Genomic DNA, 20,423 nt, shown 5'->3' with positions numbered 1-20,423 from the left:
CGACCCGCGTCGACCGTGCGAAGGGTGCGGGGGAGGACGGCCGCGTCGTGCGGGGCGCGGTCATCGCGGCATCCGCCGTTCTGATGGTGACGCACCCTTCCCGTCGTGCTGACCCGAACGAATCGGCTGCCGGGGGAGCGGCACGAGGGTCTTCGCGAGCTGGTGGTCGGCGTAGGGCGATCTGGAGAACGGGGTGACGGCCTCGTAGCCGAGACGTCGGTAGAGCCGCTGCGCCTCGGTGAGATCCCCGCGCACGGTCAGTCGCAGCGTGCGGATGCCGCGACGAGTGCTGACCGATTCGAGCTCGTCGATCAGCAGCCGTCCCGCACCTCGACCACGGGCCATGGCGTCGACGAACACCCGTGTGAGTTCGCCGGTTCCCGGCTCGATGACGCGTACACCGCCGCATCCGATCACTCGGTCACCCTCCCGCGCGAGGAGGAGGAATCCGTCGTCGCCCCGGAGATCGTCGCTCGGCTCGTCGAGCATCACCTGCGCGACCTCCGAAGCGGTGGCCGGCCGGCCCCGGTAGCGGGCGACGATCTCGGTGAAGAAGCGTTCCAGGATCGATTGCGCCTCCGGAGCTCGAGGGTCCGCGAGCTCGAACGTCAGCGCCGCATCGACGTGTCCAGACGTCACGAGGATCCCTTCTCATGAATCGCGGATCGGAGCTTCATCGGCAACTCCTGCACACTCTGCACCGTTGGGGTATGGAACACCAGGTCAGAAGGGGAAGAGAGGCGTGCAGCGCTCGGTGCGCTCGTTCGAACCGACATAATGTGCATTATCGGCGCTCGGTCGTGATCGGGGCGAGCGGAGCCGATCGGCGCCTCCGGGCCGTACCAGGACTCGATGCTCGCTCGACGTCAGCGGCCGAATCTCTCGACGCATCGATGCGCCACGGATGAGGCGTTCGACGCATGACCGGCAGCATCGTCCGCCGATTCGACGCTCGACCGATGCCGTCGGCGCATGGCCGGTCGTCGCCCGGGACGATTCCGGAATCCGACCGCCGCCGCCTCAGCCGACCGCGCGCACGACGAGTTCGGCGATGAGCTTCTCGTCGGCGGCGGTCAGCTTCGTCACGGCGAACGAGGTCGGCCACATGGTGCCCTCGTCGAGCGCGGCCCCGTCGTTGAACCCGAGCGTCGCGTAGCGTGCCTTGAACTTGCCGGCCGGCTGGAAGAAGACGACGGCCTTGCCGTCGGCGCCTGCGTACGCCGGCATGCCGTACCAGGTGCGCGGGCTGAGCCCAGGTGCGTGCTTGAGGACGATCGCATGGATCGTCTCGGCGGCCGCGCGATCGTCGCCGTCCATCGCCTCGATGCTGGCGACGCAGTCGGCGAGGGCCTCGGCGGCCTTCTCCTCGGCGGAGGCCTTGCGCGCGGCCTTCTTGGCCTCGGCGGCGGCGGCCTTCATCGCCGCCTTCTCCTCGGCGCTGAACGCCTGGTGCGTGGGCGTCTTCTTCGTTCCGGTCATGACGTGCTCCTCAGGTCGTAGGTCGTGGGTCGTGATGTTGCGTTCAGGAAGGTTGCTGGATGCGGATCATGTTGCCCGCCGGGTCCCGGAAGGCGCAGTCGCGCACGCCGTACGGTTGATCGATGGGCTCCTGGGCGACCTCCGCACCGCTGGCGGCGACCGCCTCGAACGTGCTGTCGACGTCGGTCGTCGACAGCACGATGCTCGCGTACGTGCCTTTCGCCATCATCTCCGCGACGACGCGGCGCTCCTCCTCCGTCGTTCCCGGGTCGGGCGTCGGCGGCGTCAGCACGATCGAGGTGGCGGGCTGGCCGGCCGGACCGACGGTGATCCACCGCATCTGCTCGTAGCCGACGTCGTTGCGCACCTCGAACCCCAGCGTGTCGCGATAGAAGGCGAGCGATGCCTCGCCGTCGGTGTGCGGCAGGAACGTGTACTGAATCGTGATGTCCATGACGCAACGCTACTTGCGGCGGGCCGGCGCCGCTTCTCGATTCCTGACCGGTCTCGCGACCCGCTTCGCGAGCACCGACGGCAGCGCCTCGAAGATGCCGTCGGGTTGCCGCCGGTACACGCTCGGCGGCACGCCGACAAGCTCGGTGAACCGCGTGCTGAAGGTGCCGAGCGACGAGCATCCGACCTCGTGGCAGACCTCGGTCACGCTCAGGTCGCCGCGGCGGAGCAGTGCCATCGCCCGCTCGATGCGCCGGGTCATGAGATAGCCGTAGACGGATTCGCCGTACGCGAGTTTGAACTGCCGGCTGAAGTGGCCGGGCGACATGTTGACGCCGCGCGCCAGGTCCTCGACGTTGAGCGGCTTCGCGTACTCGCGGTCGATGCGGTCGTGCGCACGCCGCAGCAGCGCGAGGTCGCGGAGTCGCTGCTCCTCCCCCGATGCCCCGGCCACCGTCCGATTCTGACACGCGGATGCCGCGCTGCGGCGTCCTCCGGAGGTCTCGGCGCCCGGCGTGCGCAGTCGGTGCGACCCGGAGCGATCGCGTGACTCGCGGCGACATCCGCGACATCCGCCGTGATCTGGGAATAGCCTGAGAGCCGCAACATAACGTCGCCCACCGAAAGGACCCCTCCAAATGTCTTCGTCACAGCAACCCGCCGTGTTCGCGGCGTTCTCGCTGAACTCCGAGAACATGTCGAAGTCGGCCATCAACACGGTCCGCACGGCGCTCGGCATCTCGGGCGCGGTCGCGCTCATCATCGGCATCTGCATCACGTTCTGGCCGAAGACGGCCGCCGACGTGCTCACGGTGCTGCTCGCGATCTACTTCCTGATCGCCGGACTCGCCTACCTCGGCATCGGCATCTTCTCGCGGGGTATCTCGGGCGGCGCGCGCACGCTCGACCTGATCCTCGGCTTGGTGTTCATCATCGCCGCGGTCGTCGCCTTCGCGAACATCCAGGCCACGGCCACCGTGCTCGCCGCCCTGCTCGGCATCATCGTGGGCATCGTGTGGATCGTCGAGGGCATCGTCGCGCTCGTGCAGTCGGGCGACGCGCCGTCGCGCGCCTGGGCGATCTTCCTGGGCATCCTGAGCCTGGTCGCCGGCATCGTGCTGCTGTTCTCGCCGATCTGGGGCTTCGTGGTGCTCTTCGTGATCACCGGAATCAGCCTGATCATCCTCGGAATCGTGCAGATCGTGCGTGCCTTCACGTTCGGCAAGGGCGCCGCTGCGGCCTGATCGGAAGACGAACGCCTGCGGGCCGGTCGGGAGTGATCCCGGCCGGCCCGCAGTGTCGTGGGGTCAGTGCTCGGGCGTGAACCCCGAGATGTCGCCCACATACCTCGTGTGGTCGGCCGGGATCGGGTCCACCGCGGCGGCCGCGACCTCTGCGGCGAACTCCGAGACGTTGTAGAGGCGTCCCGCGTCGACCTTGCGGGCCTCGATCGCGCCCGGGTTGGCGCGCTCGAGCAGGGTCGCTGTGATGGTGCCCTCGATCATGTCGCCCGAGACCGTGACGAACTCGACGCCGGCGGCATCGAGCTCGGGCAGCTTCGCACGGAGCGCGTCCTCGCCGGCGCGCTTCGAGAGCGCGACGGGCTCGTACTCGGGCATCGTCGGCGTCGTGCGGATGAAGTGGGCCTGGTGGCTCGTGACGAAGACGATCCGGGCACCCTGGGCGAGGTGCGGGAGCGCACGGTCGACGACATTGACCTGGGCATCGCGGTTCAGTCGCATGGCGTAGTCGTCGCCCATGCCGGTCTCCATGCCGCCCGACGCGTTCAGGACGAGCAGGTCGACCGGACCGAAGGCGGCCACGGCCTGCTCGAACATCGAGGTGACGGATGCCGCGTCGGTGAGGTCTGCGCCGACGGCGATCGCCCGGCCGCCCGCCGCCTCGATCGCGGCGACGACCTTGTCGGCGCGAGGCGCCTTGCTGCGGTAGTTGATCACGACGGCGGCGCCGGCCGCGGCGAGGTCTGCGGCGGTGTCGGCGCCGATGCCGCGCGAGGAACCCGTGACGACGGCCACCTTTCCGGTGAGCGATCCAGGTGCGAGTGGGTTGGTCACGTGCGAGTCTCCTCGAGATGGAACGGATCGGACCGGTCGGCCCCGGCGAGTGCCGCACCGAGGATATCAACCCCCCGCGGCATCCGTCGCCCTGCTAGTTTCGGTAGTGGGGCCCGTGCGAAGGAGAACGAATTGGATGTACTCACCCAGTACGCATGGATCGCATGGCTGGTCCTCATACTGGTGTTCGCCACCATCGAGATCTTCACCCTCGAGATGACGTTCCTCATGCTCGCACTGGGCAGCGTGGCGGGCCTGCTCTCCGGGCTCTTCGGCATCCCGTGGTGGGCGCAGTTCGTCGTCGCCGCGCTCGTGGCGGTGGCGCTCATCCTGACGCTGAGGCCCCCGCTGCTGCGCGCCCTGCGACGCGGAGCGGATCCCGCCAGAAGCAACATCGACGCCCTCATCGGCGCCGACGGGCGCGTGGTGCGCACCGTGTCGGGCGCGGGCGGCCAGGTCAGACTTCAGAACGGCGAGGTGTGGACGGCACGCCTCTCCCCCATCACCGAACAGTCCGATGTCGGCGTCGGCGAGCGTGTGCTCGTCACCGGCATCGACGGTGCGACCGCCGTCGTCGTGCCGGTCGAGAGGAGCACCCCCCAGTGAACGTCGGAACGGTGATCGCGACGGTCGTCGTCATCGCGATCGTCATCTTCGTGATCGTCGTGCTTGCACGGTCGATCCGAATCATCCCCCAGGCCTACGCGGGCGTCGTCGAACGCCTCGGCCGCTACCACAAGACGCTCACGCCGGGCCTGAACATCCTCATCCCGTTCATCGACCGGCTCCGCCCGCTCGTCGACATGCGCGAGACGGTCGTCTCCTTCCCGCCGCAGCCGGTCATCACCGAAGACAACCTCGTCGTCTCCATCGACACCGTGGTCTACTTCCAGGTGACCGACGCACGGGCGGCCACGTACGAGATCGCCAACTACCTCGGCGCGGTCGAGCAGCTCACGACGACCACCCTCCGCAACGTGGTCGGCGGGCTGAACCTCGAAGAGGCGCTCACGAGCCGCGACAACATCAACGGCCAGCTGCGCATCGTGCTCGACGAGGCGACCGGCAAGTGGGGCATCCGCGTCTCCCGCGTCGAGCTCAAGGCGATCGACCCGCCCCTCTCCATCCAGGACTCGATGGAGAAGCAGATGCGCGCCGAGCGTGACCGTCGTGCCCTCATCCTGACCGCAGAGGGCACCAAGCAGTCTGCGATCCTGACGGCCGAGGGGCAGCGGCAGGCCGCGATCCTCCAGGCCGAGGGTGACGCGAAGGCGGCGGTGCTCCGGGCGCAGGGCGAGGCAGAGGCCATCACGACCGTCTTCAAGGCCATCCACGACGGCGACCCCGATCCGAAGCTGCTCGCCTACCAATACCTGCAGACGCTTCCCGAGATCGCCCAGGGGCCCGCCTCGAAGCTGTGGATCGTTCCGAGCGAGCTCACCGAGGCGCTGAAGGGCATCGGAACCGCCTTCCGTCTGCCGCCGACCTCCGGCGGTGTCGGCACCGCGACCGCCGGCACGGCCGCCGCTCCCGGAGCGACGCCGCGCGGCAACGTCTGAGCGAGTGGTCTCGACCTACCTCGATGCGCCGGGGCCGCGGGTCCTCGCGCATCGAGGGCTCGCGACCTCGGCTCCAGAGAACACGCTGCTCGCGTTCGAGCGCGCGGTGGCCGTCGGCGCCGGATACCTCGAGACCGACGTGCGGCTCACGCGCGACGGCGTCGTGGTCATCGCCCACGACGAGACGATCGGGCGTATGACGACCAGTCGCGACGATGTCGTCGCGGCCCTCACGATCGCGGAACTCCGTGAGATCGACCTCGGCGCCGGGCAGACGTTCGCCACGCTCCAGGAGGCGCTGTCGGCCTTCCCCGACGCGCGGTTCAACATCGATGTGAAGGTCGCCGACGCGGTCGTCGCGACGGCCGACGTGATCCGCCGCGCTGCGGCATCCGATCGGGTCCTGCTGACGAGCTTCTCCGACCGGCGGCGGCGTCGTCTCGCCGAACTGGTGCCGGGGGTCGCGACGTCGACGGGGCAGTCCGGAGTGATCAGGGTGCTGATCGCCTCCTGGCTCCGCTCCCCCGCGCTCGCGCGGCGTGCGCTCCGAGGTGCCGTCGCGTTGCAGGTGCCCGAACGATTCGGGCCGGTGCGCATCGTCTCGCGGCGGTTCATCGACGTCGTGCACCGCGCCGGGGCCGAGGTGCACGTCTGGACCGTGAACGAACCGTCCGACATGGCGCGGCTGCTGGCGTCGGGCGTCGACGGGCTCGTGACCGACCGCGCCGATCTCGCCGTCGCGCTGATCTCGGGTGAAAACTGAGAATTCCCCGGTAATCACTCAGCCCGCGGAAGGGGAATGCCCAGCTTGATCGTTTATACCTAGAGACGATCGAGAGGAGCTCGCCATGGCAGACCGGAGCCTACGAGGCATGCGCATCGGCGCACAGAGCCTGCAGAGCGAAGACGGAGTGATCTTCGCCGAGCGCGCTGAGTTCAGGTACCGCTGTGCGGCCTGCAACCACGAGACGGTCATGATCTTCTCGGCCGAAGCCGAAACCCCCGAGGAGTGGGAGTGCCGCAACTGCGGAGCACCCGCCACGCTGCTCGTGGATTCGAAGCCGGTCGAGATCGACCGTTCGGGCGAGAAGGTCGCCCGCACCCACTGGGACATGCTGCTCGAGCGCCGCACGCGCGCCGAGCTGGAAGAACTGCTCGAAGAGCGACTCGCCTTCCTCCGCGCACGTCGCGGGCAGAAGCAGAGCGCCTGAGCCGTTTCGCACGTAGCGCCGACGCCGCCTCCGATCGGAGGCGGCGTTCGTCGTTTCCGGGCATCCTCGCCCTGGGCCCTGGGCCCTGGGCCCTGGGCCCTGGGCCGTGGCCGTGGGCCGTCGGCGGTCGCGCGGAAACAGGCGCGGTGAGCTGCGGTCAGCCCGCCTCGCCGTCGGTCTCCGCGTCCCGTGCCGGTGCCGCCGCCGGCGCCGCCGCATCGAGGCCCGCGCGGCGCTGAGCCAGCAGGCCGGCGGCCAGGAGTCCGACGAGCGCACCCCACACGAGCACGGACGGAAGCCAGACCCCGAGCGTCACGGCCGGCGTCGAACCGTCGCGGAGCGCGACATCCGTCACCATCGCCCCCGGCTCATATGCCGGCAGCGAATCGATCGTCCGTCCGGCCGGATCGATGACCTGACTGGTGCCGACCGTCGAGATGTTGACCACCGACCGACCGGTCTCGATGGCACGGAGCCGAGCGATGGCCAGCTGCTGCTCGTTCTCGTCGGTGCCGCGGAAGTCGGCGTTGTTGGTCTGGAACATGAAGACCTGCGCGCCGTCGTCGACGGCCTCCCAGACGAGATCGTCGTAGATCACGTCGAAGCAGATCGCCAACCCCGTGACGGCGTCGCCGAGATCGAACACGGGCGGGTTGGTGCCCGGCGTGTAGCCGCGCTGCACGAGCCCGATGAGGTCGGGCGCGATCGCGTAGTAGAAGTCGCGATCGGGGATGTACTCGCCGAACGGCACCGGATGCCGCTTGTCGTACGTCGCGACGGCGCCCTTGCCGTCCCGCCACAGCATCGACGTGTTGAAGTACTCCTCACCGCGCATCGTGACCGTGTTCAGCAGCACCGGCGCGTCCATGCGCTCGCTGAGCCGATCGAAGACGTCGGCGACGCGATCGGAGCGGTTCGGATCGATGTCGGACCCGCCCTCGGGCCAGAGCAGCACGTCGACATCGGGCTCGTCGAGCACGGGCTGCGTCGCGTCGAGCTGCGCCAGCAGGACGTCGCCCGCCTCGCGTTCGTCGAAGTAGCCCGCCGGCCCGTCGCCCTGCACGCTCGCCACGCGAAGCGTGCCGGCATCCGCCGTCTGCCAGGCGGGCACGAGCATCGCCGCGACGGCCACCGCGACGGCGGGGATGAGCGATCGGATGCCACGGCGCGAGCCGAGCCGGACCCACTCGACCGCGCTCGCGACGATGAAGACCATGACGAAGCCGAGCCCCGTGCTGCCGACCCAGGAGACCACGTCGGCGAACGGGCTCTCGGACTGGCTGAGCGCGGCGCGCCCCCACGGGAACCCGCCGTACGGGAAGGTGCCGACGACGGCCTCTCGGAGGCACCAGAGGCCCGCGATCAGCGCCGGGAGCACGAGCACGCGCACCCAGACCACTTCGCTCGCACGCGGCACCCACCGATACGCGAGCGCGATGAGGACGCCGCCGCCCGCGACGAACGCCGACTCCAGGATGGAGAGCGCCAGCCACGGCACCGGTCCGAGGTACAACGCGGTCCACGAGACCTGCTGGAGGTAGAAGGCGAGCCCGAAGGCGAGTCCGACGAGCGCCGCACCCCATGACGATCGGCCGATGAGGCTCACCAGGGCGAGCGCGATGCCGGCGAAGGCGAGCGGCCACCAGGAGAGTCCGGGGAAGCCGAGGTCGTAGACGAGGCCGCCGGCGACCGCGGCGACGACCGCCGCCCAGAGGGGCAGCAGCGGTCTCGGGAGGGGCACCAGATCAGCCTAGGCGACGCCGGAGCGCGCTCGAACCCCGGGGCGGGCCGGCGCGGTCAACCGGCGACGTCGTAGGCGACGACGCCGCGCCGCACCTGGTCGATCGCCGCACGTGCGGTCGCGCCGAGCTCGGCGTCGGCCACGATCGAGATCTGGTCGAGGAGGTCGACGACCTGCTTCGCGACCCGGACGAAGTCGCCGGCGGCGAGGTCGGTGTCGCCGAGCACCGCACCGAGGCCGGCGCCGCTCGCCCAGGCGTGCATCGCCGTCGCCAGCGCGGGCGACGGCACCTCGCTGCCGGCGAGCCGGTGATCGCGCTCGAGGTCGTCGAGGTTCGCCCAGACATCCGTGGTGCGGTCGAAGGCGTCGCGGAAGCGTCCGCGCGGCAGCCGGAACTGCTCGCCGCGGTCGTCGCGCCGCGGTTCGTAGACGAGCGAGACCGCCATCGCCGCCACCGACGGCGCGTCGAGGCCGTTCCAGTGCGCGTGTCGCAGGCATTCGGCGACGAGCAGATCGCGTTCGCCGTAGATTCGCTTCAGGATGCGTCCTGCCGAGCTCGACACGAGCGAGCCGTCGGCGCCGCGCTCGAAGTAGCCGAGGATCTCGAGCACCTCGGCCACCCGGTCGAACCGTTTGGCGATCGCACCCGTGCGACTGCGGATCTGTCGCGAGAGCTGTTCGTGCTCTCGGTGCAGGCGCCACCAGCGTTCGGCCCATCTCGCGTGCTGCTCGCGTTCGGTGCATCCGTGGCATGGATGCGCGCGCATCTGCTTGCGCGCGGCGACGAGATCTCGCTGCATGCGCTCGCGCTGGGCGTGCGTGGCGTTGCCCTTGGACGTCTGCCGCTCGAGATCGCCGATGCGGCGACGGATGGCCGCGTACTCGGCGAAGTCGCCGAGGTGGCACTGCATCGCCTGCTCGAACCCCGACATCGACTCCTCCTGCTTGCGCAGGGTGCGCGCCAGGTCGACGACCGCGCGATCGGCCTGGAACTGTGCGAACGAGAGCTCGAGCACCTGTCGCGTGCGCTCGCGACCGAACTGGTCGACGAGATTCACCGCCATGTTGTAGGTGGGCTTGAAGCTGGAGTTCATCGGATAGCTTCGGCGCGATGCGAGCGCCGCGACCGACTCGGGATCGAGCCCGTCGACCCATTGGATGACGGAGTGGCCCTCGACGTCGATGCCGCGACGCCCGGCACGGCCGGTGAGCTGGGTGTACTCCCCCGGCGTGATGGGAACGCGCGCCTCGCCGTTGAACTTCTCGAGCTTCTCGAGCACGACGGACCTCGCCGGCATGTTGACGCCCAGCGCGAGCGTCTCGGTCGCGAAGACCACCTTCAGGAGCTTCTTCTGGAAGAGCTCCTCGACGACCTCCTTGAAGGCGGGCAGCATGCCGGCGTGGTGGGCGGCGACACCGCGTTGAAGCCCCTCGAGCCAGTCCCAGTACCCGAGCACCGCGAGGTCCTCGTCGCGCAGCATCTGCACGCGCGATTCCACGATGCCGCGGATCTCGTCGCGTTCGGATGTCTCGGTCAGACGGATGCCGGAGCGCAGCACCTGGCGCACGGCCTGGTCGCAGCCCGCCCTCGAGAAGATGAAGAAGATGGCCGGGAGCAGGTGCTTGCCGTGCAGGAGATCCACGACCTCGGGGCGGTCGATGCGGCCGGTGCCCTGACCGCCCTGGTGGTAGCGTCCGCGGTCGCCGCCGCGCCGACCGCGAGCCGAGCGCGAGGAGATCGAGCGCCCGCCCGCACGGGCGAGCTGCATGAGCTCGGGATTGACCCGGTTCGTCGCCGCCTGCCCCGAGGAGTCGAACAGGTCGACGAGCTTCGCCTTGACGAGCACGTGCTGTTCGAGCGGCACCGGGCGGTCCTCGGAGACGATGACGTCGGTGTCGCCGCGCACGGCCTGGAGCCAGTCGCCGAACTCCTCGGCGTTGGACACCGTCGCGCTGAGCGAGACCAGCCGCACCGCCTCGGGCAGGTGGATGATGACCTCCTCCCACACGGCGCCGCGGAAGCGGTCGGCCAGGTAGTGCACCTCGTCCATGACGACGTAGGCCAGTCGGTCGAGGGTGGGTGACTCGGCGTAGAGCATGTTGCGCAGCACCTCGGTCGTCATGACCACGATGCGCGCGTTCGAGTTGACGTTCGTGTCGCCGGTCAGCAGGCCGACCTCGGACGCGCCCCACGCTTCGACGAACTCCTGGTACTTCTGGTTCGAGAGGGCCTTGATCGGCGTCGTGTAGAACACCTTCGCGCCCGGGTCCTGCATCGCGAGGTAGACGGCGAACTCGGCGACCACGGTCTTGCCGGCGCCCGTGGGGGCGGCGACGAGCACACTGCGACCCTCGTCGAGCGCCGCGCACGCGGCACGTTGGAAGGGGTCGAGGTCGAAGCGCTGCGCGGCGGCGAAGTCCTGCAGTCTTGGGCGTCGGCGCTGCTCGCGCGACAGGGCGTACCGTTCGGCCGGCGAGAGGCTCATCACCCCTTCAGCCTAGACAGCCGGGTCGAACTCCTCGCGGTTTCGACGTTCGACACGGCGATCGTGCAGATGCGCGATGAACCAGGCCAGGAAGTAGAGCCCGATCATGGGGATCGCGAGCATGAACATGGACACGATGTCGGCGGACGGCGTCGCGATGGCCGTGAAGAGCACGATCACGAGGATCGCGACGCGCCACGACTTGATGATCGACGCGGCGCTGATGACGCCGGCGAAGTTCAGGAGCACGATGAACACGGGCAGCACGAACGCGATGCCGATCGCGATGACGAGCTTCTGCACGAAGTCGAGGTACTCCTTGGCCGTCAGCAGGCTCTCGCCGCCCTCGGGCACGAAGCTCGTCATGAGGCGGACGATGTTCGGCAGCACGAACCATCCGGCGGCGCAGCCGGCGAGGAACAGCGGGATCGCGGAGGCGAAGAAGCCCAGGGTGAACCGCCGCTCCCGGGTGTTGAGGCCGGGAACCAGGAACGCGAAGATCTGGTAGAGCCACACCGGGCTGGAGATGACGAGGCCGATCGTGAAGGCCAACTGCAGTCGCAGGTCGAAGGCGCTCGAGATGGTCGGGAAGACGATGCTCGTTCCCCCGGGCGCGCCCTCGGGCCCGTGACCCTGCGCCTCGGCGACGCGCAGGACGGGTTCTTGGATCGCGTCCCAGACGAAGAGGTCGGTCAGCACCCAGCCGATGATGCCGCCGACCACGATCGCGATCGCCGCGATGAAGAGACGCTTGCGGAGCTCGATCAGATGCGCGCCGAGCGACATGCGCCGCTCGCGGTTCTTCTCTCCGCGAGCCGTCGTCGCGGACATGGGGTCAGGCGCCCGAGGAGGAATCGGGCTTCTTCGTGCCGTCGGCCGTGGCGGCGGGCGGGGTGCTCGCGGCGTCGTCGCCGGCGGAACCGGCCGTGCCGTCCTTGGCATCGGCTTCGGGGTCGCGCACCTCGGACTTGAGGATCTTCATCGACTGCCCGAGGCTCCGCGCGAGCGCCGGGAGCTTGGGCGCGCCGAAGAGCAGCAGGATGATGACCAGGATGATCAGGAAGTGCCATCCGGTGAGGTTTGCGAACATGCGGCGTCCAATTCTGACGGGGATGTGCGTGCGAGTCTACCCGCTCGCGCCTGCCTCGCCTCACCCCTCGGGGACGGATGTCTCCTCGTAGCCCCGAAGCCCGGCCGACGCCCAGTCGGCGACGGCCGTGCGGGCCTCGGCCGGGGCGACCACGGTGACGAGCCCGGGCAGCCCGGCGACGAGCCGCTTGAGTCCATGGACGTGGGCCAGCCGCAGCGTGACCCGCAGTCGGTCGCCGATCTGCGCCGTGCTGGAATCGGCGAGGTAGTCGGCGAGCAGCGGCAGGGCCTCGGCCGCGACGTCGACCACCACATCGAGGTCGGAGGACGAACCCTGGAAGAGCGTCTCTGGCACCTCGAGGCCGGTGTGGTCTGCCACCGGCTCGTCGGTCACGACGAGCGCGCTCATGCGATCGACCCGGAAGTTGCGCACGTCGTCGCGCGTGTGGCAGAAGGCCTGCAGGTACCAGTCGGCGTCTTGGGAGAGGATGCGCAGCGGATCGGCCCGCCGGCGCCCGCCCTCGCCGAGGGCGTTCAGGTAGTCGAACTCGAGCTGCCGACCGCCGGTGATCGCCGCACGGATCGAGGTGAGGGAGGCGTCTGCGGCGGGTTCGGCGATGGCGAGCCCCGAGGGGGTCGCCGAGGCTCCGGCGCGCAGCTTCTCCATGAGCGACGCGAGGGCGGTGCTGTCGGCGTTCTCGGGCAGCGCGGCGAGGTACTGCAGCCCCGCGATGAGCGCGGCCGCCTCGCGCGCGGCGAGACGCGGCGCCTCGTCGATGGCCACGTGGTGCACGATGACGATCTCGTCGCCGTCTTCGAAGGCGTCCCAGTCGATGTCGAAGAGGTCGTTGGACTGGTACGTGCCGGTGTCGCCGGGCAGCCCCGACATGGCGATCAACCGGACGGCCTCGCGGATCTGCTCCTCGGGCACGCCGAAGTGCGCGGCCGCCTCGTCGACGCCGATCACCTGCTGCTCGATGAGGTACGGCACGAGCGAGAGCAGGAAGACGAGCTTGTCCGGTGCCCGGAGGGCCTGACGTCTGGGGGTCATCGGATCTCCTCCGACTCGGCGGCGGCGTGCGCCTCGGCGACGATGCGGAGGCGATCCCGCACCGCGGTGCGCAGGGACTCGGGAGCGAGCACGCGGACCTCGGGGCCGAATGCGGCGAGTTCGTCGGCGAACGCGGCGACGTCCGTGAAATGCAGGCGGATGACGCCGGCGTCCTCGTCGCCGCGCACGGCACGCTTGCCGAGGCGGACCTCGGCGTCGCTGCCTGCCGTGACGGCGAGATCGGCGGCGTTGCTCAGGCGGAGTTCGTCGAGTTCGGCGAGGATGCGGTCCTGGATGCCCTCGGGGGCCGCGTCGAAGGTCTGGGAGCTGATCTCGACCTGCCCGACGATGCGGGAGAGCAGGAATGTTCGGAGACCCTCGGCGTCGACGTCGAGTCCGTGCAGGTGCCAGCGCCCCTCGTGGAGCACGACCGCGTACGGCTCGACGCGTCGTCGGCGGGGCGCCAACTCCCCCGGCTTCAGGTACTGGAACCGCACCTGCTGACGCCGGTCGAGCGCGACGCGCAGCGGTTCGAACGCAGCGTCGCGCACCCGGAGCCTCGGCGCGTACCCGATGACCGGCTCGCGGGGCTCGATGCCGAGGCCGCGGATCTTCGTGAGTGCGCGGCGCGAGTCCTCGGAGAGGGAGGCGCCACGCCAGACCTCGCCGGCGAGTGCGAGGAGGGCGAGCTCGTCGGGTGTGAAGCGCACCTCGTCGGGCAGATCGTACTGGCCCTTGGGGATGCGGTATCGAAGCGCCTGATTGTCGCCGGGGCGGTCGGGCGACTCGACCGTCTCGAGCGGGATGCCGAGCTCGCGGATCTCGTCTTTGTCGCGCTCGAACTGACGCTCGAGATTGGCGTTCGTGCCGTGCTTCTCGTAGCGCTCGGCATACCCGCGCACGGTCGAGAGGATCTCGGCCTTGAGCAGCCCGGTCTCGGTGGCGAGCAGCGCGAGCACGAGCGAGAACAGGCGGTCCTCGACCGGGATCTTCAGGTCTGGCTTTGCTCGGGAACCGGTCACAGGTGCGATCTTACCGACGACCGCGCGGCCGGTCGCCCGGCCGCGCGAACGAGCGTGATCAGATCACGCCCAGGATGTCGACGACGAAGAAGAGCGTCGAGTTCGCGGGCACCTGGGCGTTGCCCTGATCGCCGTATCCCTCGGACGGCGGGATGATCACGGCGACCTGCGAGCCGACCTTCTGGCCGACGATCGCCTTCGAGAAGCCCGGGATCACCTGCGCGTCCGCGCCGACCGTGAACGTGACGGGTGCGCCGTTCTCCCAGCTCGAGTCGAACACCGTGCCGTCATCCCAGAGGACGCCCGTGTAGTTGACGACGACGGTGTCGCCGTCTTCGACGACCTGCCCCGAACCCGCGAGCAGGGTCTCCTGCTGGAGCGACTTCGGCGGGTCGATCTGCGGAACGGTGATGCCCGGGCGGCCGTCGGGCGCGAGCACCACGGCCGGGAACCCGTCGCGCGTGAGCTGCGTCGTGCCGTCGGCGCGAGCCGGGAAGGCGCGCTCGACGTCCATCACGACGACGAGGCTGTCGGTCGGCTCGACCTGGAGCGAGGCGTTGCCGTTCGGGCCGAACCCGTCTTTCGGAGGGACGACCACGGCGACCCGGGAACCCTCGCGCGCGCACGTCAGCGCCTTGGTGAAGCCGACCATCGGCTGGTTGTTCGTCGCGAGCGGAACGGCCTCGTCGAACCCCTGGGCGGCGATCTGATCACCCGTGACGCCGTTGTAGACCGCGAAGCCGACGAGCGCGAGCTGCCCCTCTTCGAGCAGCGGGCCGCTGCCCGCGATGATCTCGGTGCACTGCGTCTCGGCGGGTTCGAGCGGCGTCGGGAACGAGACCTTCGGCTCGGAGCCGAGCTTGCCGGTGACGGTGATCGCCTCGGACGAGTTGCCGGGTGCGGCCTCGGGGGCGGGCGCCGTGGCGCAGCCGGTGAGGGCGACGGCGACGAGGCCGGCCGTGGCGATGAGCGCGAGAGACGAGCGCACTGATCCTCGATTCTTCGTGGGACGCGTTGGGGAGGGGGTCGCTTTCGGGACGGGAGAAGCCTACTCGGCTTCGCCCGAGGGTTCGGCAGGGCTCTCCCCGGAGGGGTCGCCGGCATCGGCGCCGCCGTCGCGCGAGCGCGTGGCCGCGGCATCCGCTGCCCTGACCCGTCTGCGCAGCGCCTTGTCGCTGACCTGGCGTTCGCCGAGGGCGCCGGGCGTCCACGCCTCGACGTCCTCGTCGCTGAACTCCGTCTTCGACGGGCGTCGCTTGAGCTCGGGCAGGATCGTGTCGGGCGCGAGCCTGCGCGCCGTGAGCAGGAACCCGGTGTGGGCGATCATGCGGTGGTCGGGGCGCACCGCGAGGCCCTGCACGTGCCAGCCGCGCACCATCGTCTCGGAGGACTGCGGCTCGGTGTACTCCCCCGTCGCCCGGATCGCCTCGGCGACGCGCGAGAGCTGCGTGACCGTGGCGATGTAGCAGAGCAGCACCCCGCCCGGCTTCAGCGCGACGCCGACCGATTCGAGGCACTCCCACGGGGCGAGCATGTCGAGCACCACACGGTCGACGGATGCCTCGGGCGCGACTTCGGGCAACGTCTCGGCGAGATCGCCGAGCGTGATCGACCAGTTCTCGGGGTCGGCGCCGTGGAAGGTCGCCACGTTGTCGCGCGCGACGCTCGCGAAGTCCTCGCGACGCTCGAAGGACATGAGCCGGCCCGCGGGGCCGATCGCGCGGAGCAGCCAGAGCGAGAGCGCGCCGGAGCCGACGCCGGCCTCGACGACGCTCGCCCCGGGGAAGATGTCGGCCTGCGCGAGGATCTGCGCCGCGTCCTTCGGGTAGACGATCGCCGCGCCGCGCGGCATCGACATCACGAAGTCGCTCAGCAGCGGCCGGAGGGCGAGGTACTCGATGCCGACCTGGTTCTTCACGACCGAGCCGTCGGGCCGGCCGATGAGGTCGTCATGGGCGAGGAGGCCCTTGTGGGAGTGGAACATCTTGCCCGGTTCGAGGGTGATCGTGTGCATGCGGCCCTTGGGGCCGGTCAGCTGCACGCGATCGCCGACGAGGAAGGGGCCGCTGCGCTCGCCCCGGCTCTGCTCGGTCATGCGCTTGCCTTTCGGAGATCGGTCAGTGCCGCGACATCCGCCGCGGACCGCCCTTCGAGACCCGACCAGAGCACCGTGGCCGGTGCGTCGTCGAGCGAGAGGATGTTCGGGACGCCCACGGTGACGGCTCCCGAGGCCGCCGCCGAGGCGACGCCCGTCGGCGAGTCCTCGAAGGCGACGCAGTCGACGATGTCGACGCCGAGCAGCGCTGCGGCGAGGAGGTAGGGCTCGGGGTGCGGCTTCGCGTTCTCGACGGAATCGCCCGTCACGATCGCGTCGAACGCGGCGAACGGGATCTGCCGGATGACGTCGTCGGCCATCGACCGGATCGACATGGTCACGAGGGCCATGGGCACGGATGCCTCGCGCAGCGCCTCGAGGAGCTCGCGGGCGCCCGGCCGCCACGGGACGCCGAACTCGTTCAACTGCTGCTGCACGCGCTCGGTGAGCCGAGCGACGATGGTGTCGGCGTCGAGGTCGACGCCGTGCTGCTGGAACACGGCCGCGGACTCCCAGAGGCCGCTGCCGACGAGCTGCAGGGCGTCGTCGTGGGTCCAGGTGCCGCCGAACGACCCGACGAGCTCCTCTTCGGCGGCCATCCAGTACGGTTCGGTGTCGACGAGGGTGCCGTCCATGTCCCAGAGGACGGCGGCGGGGAGTCGTGTGGTCACAACCGTCAAGTCTACGGGCACGGCCTATTCTGGAATCGACCCGGTCTCCGCCGGGCGGAGAGTGGGGCGACACGCGTGGACCAGGCGGCCGGATTCGAGGGTGGACGACTGCTCGTGGTCGCGTTCGAGGGGTGGAACGACGCCGGCGAGGCGGCGACCGGCGCGGCGAAGCTGCTCTCCGAACGGCTCGCGCTCGTCGAGATCGCCGCGGTCGACCCCGAACTCTACTTCGACTACCAGTTCACCCGGCCGACGGTGGTGCAGGGCGACGACGGAACGCGCCGCATCGAGTGGCCGGGCGCGGCGCTGTTCGGGCCGGGGGGCGCGGCACCGGCCGCCTTCGGCCCGGTGGCCGATCTCCCGGCGGCCGATGCGGACGACGAGGACTCCGAGCGGGTGACCGGCCCAGGCGCCGAGACGCTCCACGTGCTGCTCGGCGCGGAGCCGGCACGCAGCTGGAAGGGCTTCGCGGCCGAACTCGTCGACCAGGCCCTCGCCGCCGACATCGAGGGCGTGATCCTGCTCGGCGCGATGCTCGCCGACGCCCCGCACACGCGTCCGCTCTCGGTCTTCGCCTCGAGCGAGAACAAGGAGGTGCGCGATCGGCTCTCGCTCGAGCGTTCGAGCTACGAGGGCCCCGTCGGCATCCTCAGCATCATCGCCGACCAGGCCGAGCGCGCCGGCATCCCCACGGTCTCGCTCTGGGCGTCGGTACCGCACTACGTGCACAACGCGCCCTCCCCCAAGGCGGTGCTCGCGCTCCTCGGCAAGATCGAGGAGCTCACCGGGCTCAGCATCCCCCGCGGAACCCTCGAGGAGGAGGCGAAGACGTGGGAGTCGGGCGTGGACGCCCTCGCCGCCGACGACGAGGACATGGCCGGCTACATCACCCAGCTCGAGCAGGCGCGCGACGCGGTCGACGCCCCCGAGGCCAGCGGCGAGGCGATCGCGCAGGAGTTCGAGCGGTACCTGCGTCGCCGCGGCGACGGACCAGAGGGCCCGGGCGGGCCCGGCACGCCGCCCCGCGGCGAAGGGCCACGCGAGGACCCGAGGCGGCCGCGCGACGCCTGAGCGGTCAGGGCTGGATGACGCCCATGCCGAGCAGGACGAAGAGCGTGCCGCCGAGCAGCACCCGGTAGATCACGAACGGCAGGAAGCTGCGCTTCGAGATGTAGCTCATGAAGAACGCGATCACGAGCAGGCCGACGACGAAGGCGACGAGCGTCGCCGCCCCGGTCTCGACGAGGTTGTAGACCGACGGCTCCCCCCAGCTCTTGGCCAGTTGGTACAGGCCGCTGCCGAACACCGCCGGAATGGCGAGCAGGAACGCGTACCTGGCGGCCGCCGCACGCTCGTAGCCGAGGAACAGGCCCGCCGTGATCGTGCCGCCGGAGCGGGAGACGCCCGGGATGAGCGCCAGCGCCTGCGCGAAGCCGAAGACGATGCCGTGGCCGACCGTGAGGTCGTCGAGCTTGCGGCGCTTGGCGCCGGCCCAGTCGGCGAGGCCGAGGATGAGGCCGAACACGACGAGCATGGTCGCGACGATCCACAGCGATCGGAACGTGGTCTCGATCTCGTCCTGGAAGAGCAGCCCGAGCACGACGATCGGGATCGAGCCGACGATGATGAGCCATCCCATGCGGGCGTCGGGGTCGTTGCGCGGCGTCCGTCCGACGAGCGAGGAGCACCAGCGCGAGATGATGCGGACGATGTCGCGCCAGAAGTAGACCACGACGGCGGTCTCGGTGCCGAGCTGCGTGATCGCGGTGAACGCGGCCCCGGGGTCTTGGGCGCCGGGCAGGAACTCGCCGAGGATGCGCAGATGGGCGCTCGAGGAGATCGGGAGGAACTCGGTGAGCCCCTGGACGAAACCGAGGATGAGCGCTTCGATCACGTGGGTGCCGCCTTCTCTCTCCGGCTACCCGGAGTTCAGACCGTCAGTAGTCGAGGAGCAGGTCGCGGAGGACCTGTCTCCCGAAGACTAGTGCGTCGAGGGGCACTCGTTCATCGACTCCGTGGAACATCGCCGGGAAGTCGAGGCCCTCGGGCAGCCGCAGCGGGGCGAAACCGTAGCCCGTGATGCCGAGGCGGCTGAGGGCCTTGTTGTCGGTGCCGCCCGAGAGCAGGTACGGGAAGACCGGTGCGCCCGGGTCGTGGAGGTCGATGGCGCGGTGCACGGCGTCGACGAGGGCGCCGGATGTCGGGGACTCGAGTCCGACGTCGCGGTGCACGATCTCGATCTCGATGTCGTCGCCCGCGATGCGCGCGATCTCGGCGAGCACGGCGTCCTCCTCGCCGGGCAGCGTGCGGATGTCGACCAGGGCCTCGGCGAGGTCGGGGATGACGTTGTGCTTGTATCCGGCCTCGAGGCCGGTCGGGTTGGAGGTCGTCCGCAGGGTCGCCGTGATGAACCCCGACGCGGAGCCCGTGGCCAGCGCGAGCTCGTCGGGCGAGACCTGCTGCGGGTCGACGCCGAGCTGGTCGGCCACCCGGTCGAGGAGCTCGCGCGTGGTCGCGGTGAGGTGCACCGGCCACTCGGTCGAGCCGATGCGCGCGATCGCGCCCGCCAGTTTCGTGATCGCGTTGTCGCGGATCAGCCGCGACCCGTGCGCCGCGGTGCCGCGCGCGATCAGGCGCACCCAGAGCAGCGACTTCTCGCCGGTCTGCAGGAGGTACGCGCGGGTGCCGCCGACGGTGATCGAGTACCCGCCGACCTCGCTGATCGCCTCGGTCGCGCCCGCGAAGAGCTCGGGGTGGTCGTCGACGAGCCGGCTCGCCCCGACGCCTCCGCCCGCCTCCTCGTCGGCGAAGTAGGCGACGACGATCTCGCGCTCGGGCAGGCGCCCGGAGTTCAGGATGTCGCCCAGCGCCGTGAGCATCATGGCGTCCATGTCCTTCATGTCGACGGCGCCGCGGCCCCACAGCATGCCGTCGCGGATCTCGCCCGCGAACGGGTCGACGCTCCAGTTGCGGGCGTCGGCGGGCACCACGTCGAGGTGCCCGTGCAGCACGAGCGCGGGTTTGTCGGGGTTGCGGCCCGGAACCCGTGCGACGACGCTCGTGCGACGCGGCTCGGGTTCGAACATCTGCGGCTCGAGGCCGAGCGATCGGAGCCGGGCCTCGACGTACTCGGCGGCCTCGCGTTCGCCCTTCGCCTTGCCCTCGCCGTAGTTCGAGGTGTCGAACCGGATCAGGTCGCGGGCGATGACCGCGGTCTCCTCGAGTTCGGTCGCGGGCTCGGGGTTCGGTGCGGATGTCTCGGCCATGCCCTTCACCGTAGCCGCCGACGGCGATCCGGGGCGACGGATGCCTCGACCACGCGTCATCCGGAGTTCGCGAACGCCCTGTTGATCGGCGCTTCTCTCTCGGCCTGCGCTCGCAGTGGCCGCCTCGGCGTCGTGGTCGGCCACGCGGCGGTCGCGGCCGTCGTCGGCGTGGTCGAAAGCACCTTCAGAACCGTGCTAATGTCTTATCTCGTGCCAAGCGAGAGA

Annotated in this window: 22 protein-coding genes; 6 read left to right on the top strand and 16 right to left on the bottom strand. The window is 70.1% G+C overall.

What is annotated here, in order from left to right; all coding sequences use genetic code 11:
• Positions 1-60: 60 nt before the first annotated feature.
• From GQQ92_RS04185 to GQQ92_RS16750, 4 genes are all read right to left on the bottom strand, one after another.
• Complete coding sequence (locus GQQ92_RS04185) at positions 61-639, bottom strand: GNAT family N-acetyltransferase (RefSeq protein WP_156997925.1); 579 nt, start codon at positions 637-639, stop codon at positions 61-63.
• 381 nt (positions 640-1,020) lie between these two features.
• Positions 1,021-1,479 carry an iron chaperone gene (locus tag GQQ92_RS04180; RefSeq protein WP_156997924.1) on the bottom strand — a complete coding sequence of 153 codons (459 nt, stop codon included), beginning with the start codon at positions 1,477-1,479 and terminating at the stop codon, positions 1,021-1,023.
• 43 nt (positions 1,480-1,522) lie between these two features.
• Entirely contained in the window at positions 1,523-1,933 is a 411-nt protein-coding gene (locus tag GQQ92_RS04175; protein WP_156997923.1) for a VOC family protein, read from the bottom strand.
• Positions 1,934-1,942: 9 nt separating this feature from the next.
• Positions 1,943-2,386, bottom strand: coding sequence for a helix-turn-helix transcriptional regulator (locus GQQ92_RS16750; RefSeq protein ID WP_156997922.1), 444 nt, complete (start codon positions 2,384-2,386; stop codon positions 1,943-1,945).
• Between the two features lie 184 nt (positions 2,387-2,570).
• Here GQQ92_RS16750 and GQQ92_RS04165 point away from each other — a divergent pair, with 184 nt between their 5' ends.
• On the top strand, positions 2,571-3,176 hold the full coding sequence (locus tag GQQ92_RS04165) for an HdeD family acid-resistance protein (protein WP_232057477.1): 606 nt from the start codon (positions 2,571-2,573) through the stop codon (positions 3,174-3,176).
• 63 nt (positions 3,177-3,239) lie between these two features.
• Here GQQ92_RS04165 and GQQ92_RS04160 read toward each other — a convergent pair whose 3' ends face one another.
• Entirely contained in the window at positions 3,240-4,007 is a 768-nt protein-coding gene (locus GQQ92_RS04160; RefSeq protein ID WP_156997921.1) for an SDR family oxidoreductase, read from the bottom strand.
• A gap of 132 nt (positions 4,008-4,139) precedes the next feature.
• On the opposite strand from GQQ92_RS04160, the gene GQQ92_RS04155 reads away from it, so the two are divergent.
• From GQQ92_RS04155 to GQQ92_RS04140, 4 genes are all read left to right on the top strand, one after another.
• Positions 4,140-4,613 (top strand): NfeD family protein, encoded by a 474-nt coding sequence (locus tag GQQ92_RS04155; RefSeq protein ID WP_156997920.1) that lies wholly within the window; start codon positions 4,140-4,142, stop codon positions 4,611-4,613.
• Positions 4,610-5,566, top strand: coding sequence for an SPFH domain-containing protein (locus GQQ92_RS04150; protein WP_156997919.1), 957 nt, complete (start codon positions 4,610-4,612; stop codon positions 5,564-5,566). The genes GQQ92_RS04155 and GQQ92_RS04150 overlap by 4 nt, the downstream gene beginning before the upstream one ends.
• Before the next feature lie 4 nt (positions 5,567-5,570).
• Positions 5,571-6,329, top strand: coding sequence for a glycerophosphodiester phosphodiesterase (locus tag GQQ92_RS04145; protein WP_156997918.1), 759 nt, complete (start codon positions 5,571-5,573; stop codon positions 6,327-6,329).
• An 85-nt stretch (positions 6,330-6,414) separates the two neighbouring features.
• Entirely contained in the window at positions 6,415-6,777 is a 363-nt protein-coding gene (locus GQQ92_RS04140) for an RNA polymerase-binding protein RbpA (RefSeq protein WP_156997917.1), read from the top strand.
• A 157-nt stretch (positions 6,778-6,934) separates the two neighbouring features.
• On the opposite strand, the gene lnt is transcribed toward GQQ92_RS04140, so the two are convergent.
• The 9 genes from lnt to GQQ92_RS04095 are packed head-to-tail and all read right to left on the bottom strand — an operon-like array spanning position 6,935 to position 16,932.
• Entirely contained in the window at positions 6,935-8,518 is a 1,584-nt protein-coding gene (gene lnt, locus GQQ92_RS04135) for an apolipoprotein N-acyltransferase (protein ID WP_232057476.1), read from the bottom strand.
• A 56-nt stretch (positions 8,519-8,574) separates the two neighbouring features.
• Positions 8,575-11,004, bottom strand: a complete 2,430-nt coding sequence (locus GQQ92_RS04130; protein WP_156997915.1) for a DEAD/DEAH box helicase — start codon at positions 11,002-11,004, stop codon at positions 8,575-8,577.
• 12 nt (positions 11,005-11,016) lie between these two features.
• Entirely contained in the window at positions 11,017-11,790 is a 774-nt protein-coding gene (gene tatC, locus GQQ92_RS04125; RefSeq protein ID WP_156998162.1) for a twin-arginine translocase subunit TatC, read from the bottom strand.
• A gap of 49 nt (positions 11,791-11,839) precedes the next feature.
• The gene (gene tatA, locus GQQ92_RS04120) at positions 11,840-12,094 is read right to left on the bottom strand and encodes a twin-arginine translocase TatA/TatE family subunit (RefSeq protein ID WP_156997914.1); all 255 of its coding nucleotides are present in this window, start codon (positions 12,092-12,094) and stop codon (positions 11,840-11,842) included.
• 60 nt (positions 12,095-12,154) lie between these two features.
• A complete protein-coding gene (locus GQQ92_RS04115) occupies positions 12,155-13,144 on the bottom strand; it encodes a helix-turn-helix transcriptional regulator (RefSeq protein ID WP_156997913.1) in 990 nt (329 codons plus the stop codon).
• The gene (locus GQQ92_RS04110) at positions 13,141-14,166 is read right to left on the bottom strand and encodes a helix-turn-helix transcriptional regulator (protein WP_156997912.1); all 1,026 of its coding nucleotides are present in this window, start codon (positions 14,164-14,166) and stop codon (positions 13,141-13,143) included. Before GQQ92_RS04110 ends, GQQ92_RS04115 begins: the two co-directional genes overlap by 4 nt.
• Before the next feature lie 58 nt (positions 14,167-14,224).
• Complete coding sequence (locus GQQ92_RS16910) at positions 14,225-15,154, bottom strand: FKBP-type peptidyl-prolyl cis-trans isomerase (RefSeq protein ID WP_156997911.1); 930 nt, start codon at positions 15,152-15,154, stop codon at positions 14,225-14,227.
• Positions 15,155-15,214: 60 nt separating this feature from the next.
• Complete coding sequence (locus GQQ92_RS04100) at positions 15,215-16,261, bottom strand: tRNA (adenine-N1)-methyltransferase (protein ID WP_156997910.1); 1,047 nt, start codon at positions 16,259-16,261, stop codon at positions 15,215-15,217.
• Positions 16,258-16,932: an HAD family hydrolase gene (locus GQQ92_RS04095; RefSeq protein ID WP_232057475.1), complete on the bottom strand. Its 675-nt coding sequence runs from the start codon at positions 16,930-16,932 to the stop codon at positions 16,258-16,260. Before GQQ92_RS04095 ends, GQQ92_RS04100 begins: the two co-directional genes overlap by 4 nt.
• 75 nt (positions 16,933-17,007) lie before the next feature.
• Between GQQ92_RS04095 and GQQ92_RS04090 the strand changes: the two genes are divergently transcribed.
• On the top strand, positions 17,008-18,003 hold the full coding sequence (locus GQQ92_RS04090) for a PAC2 family protein (protein WP_232057474.1): 996 nt from the start codon (positions 17,008-17,010) through the stop codon (positions 18,001-18,003).
• 4 nt (positions 18,004-18,007) lie between these two features.
• Here the strand turns inward: GQQ92_RS04090 and GQQ92_RS04085 are convergent, their stop codons facing one another.
• Positions 18,008-18,826 (bottom strand): undecaprenyl-diphosphate phosphatase, encoded by an 819-nt coding sequence (locus GQQ92_RS04085; RefSeq protein ID WP_156997909.1) that lies wholly within the window; start codon positions 18,824-18,826, stop codon positions 18,008-18,010.
• A gap of 43 nt (positions 18,827-18,869) precedes the next feature.
• A complete protein-coding gene (locus GQQ92_RS04080) occupies positions 18,870-20,198 on the bottom strand; it encodes a M20/M25/M40 family metallo-hydrolase (protein ID WP_156997908.1) in 1,329 nt (442 codons plus the stop codon).
• Positions 20,199-20,423: the final 225 nt, after the last annotated feature.

Origin of the sequence: Agromyces terreus (assembly GCF_009749465.1) — a bacterium.
Taxonomy (GTDB): Bacteria; Actinomycetota; Actinomycetes; order Actinomycetales; family Microbacteriaceae; genus Agromyces; species Agromyces terreus.
This window is presented reverse-complemented; position numbering and strand designations above follow the sequence as displayed.

What these genes read in the sequence shown, in the direction of transcription:
- GQQ92_RS04180 (WP_156997924.1), bottom strand. Translation starts at nt 1,479, where the DNA reads ATGACCGGAACGAAGAAGACGCCCACGCACCAGGCGTTCAGCGCCGAG.
- GQQ92_RS04175 (WP_156997923.1), bottom strand. Translation starts at nt 1,933, where the DNA reads ATGGACATCACGATTCAGTACACGTTCCTGCCGCACACCGACGGCGAG.
- GQQ92_RS04165 (WP_232057477.1), top strand. Translation starts at nt 2,571, where the DNA reads ATGTCTTCGTCACAGCAACCCGCCGTGTTCGCGGCGTTCTCGCTGAAC.
- GQQ92_RS04140 (WP_156997917.1), top strand. Translation starts at nt 6,415, where the DNA reads ATGGCAGACCGGAGCCTACGAGGCATGCGCATCGGCGCACAGAGCCTG.
- GQQ92_RS04130 (WP_156997915.1), bottom strand. Translation starts at nt 11,004, where the DNA reads ATGAGCCTCTCGCCGGCCGAACGGTACGCCCTGTCGCGCGAGCAGCGC.
- tatC (WP_156998162.1), bottom strand. Translation starts at nt 11,790, where the DNA reads ATGTCGCTCGGCGCGCATCTGATCGAGCTCCGCAAGCGTCTCTTCATC.
- tatA (WP_156997914.1), bottom strand. Translation starts at nt 12,094, where the DNA reads ATGTTCGCAAACCTCACCGGATGGCACTTCCTGATCATCCTGGTCATC.
- GQQ92_RS04115 (WP_156997913.1), bottom strand. Translation starts at nt 13,144, where the DNA reads ATGACCCCCAGACGTCAGGCCCTCCGGGCACCGGACAAGCTCGTCTTC.
- GQQ92_RS04100 (WP_156997910.1), bottom strand. Translation starts at nt 16,261, where the DNA reads ATGACCGAGCAGAGCCGGGGCGAGCGCAGCGGCCCCTTCCTCGTCGGC.
- GQQ92_RS04080 (WP_156997908.1), bottom strand. Translation starts at nt 20,198, where the DNA reads ATGGCCGAGACATCCGCACCGAACCCCGAGCCCGCGACCGAACTCGAG.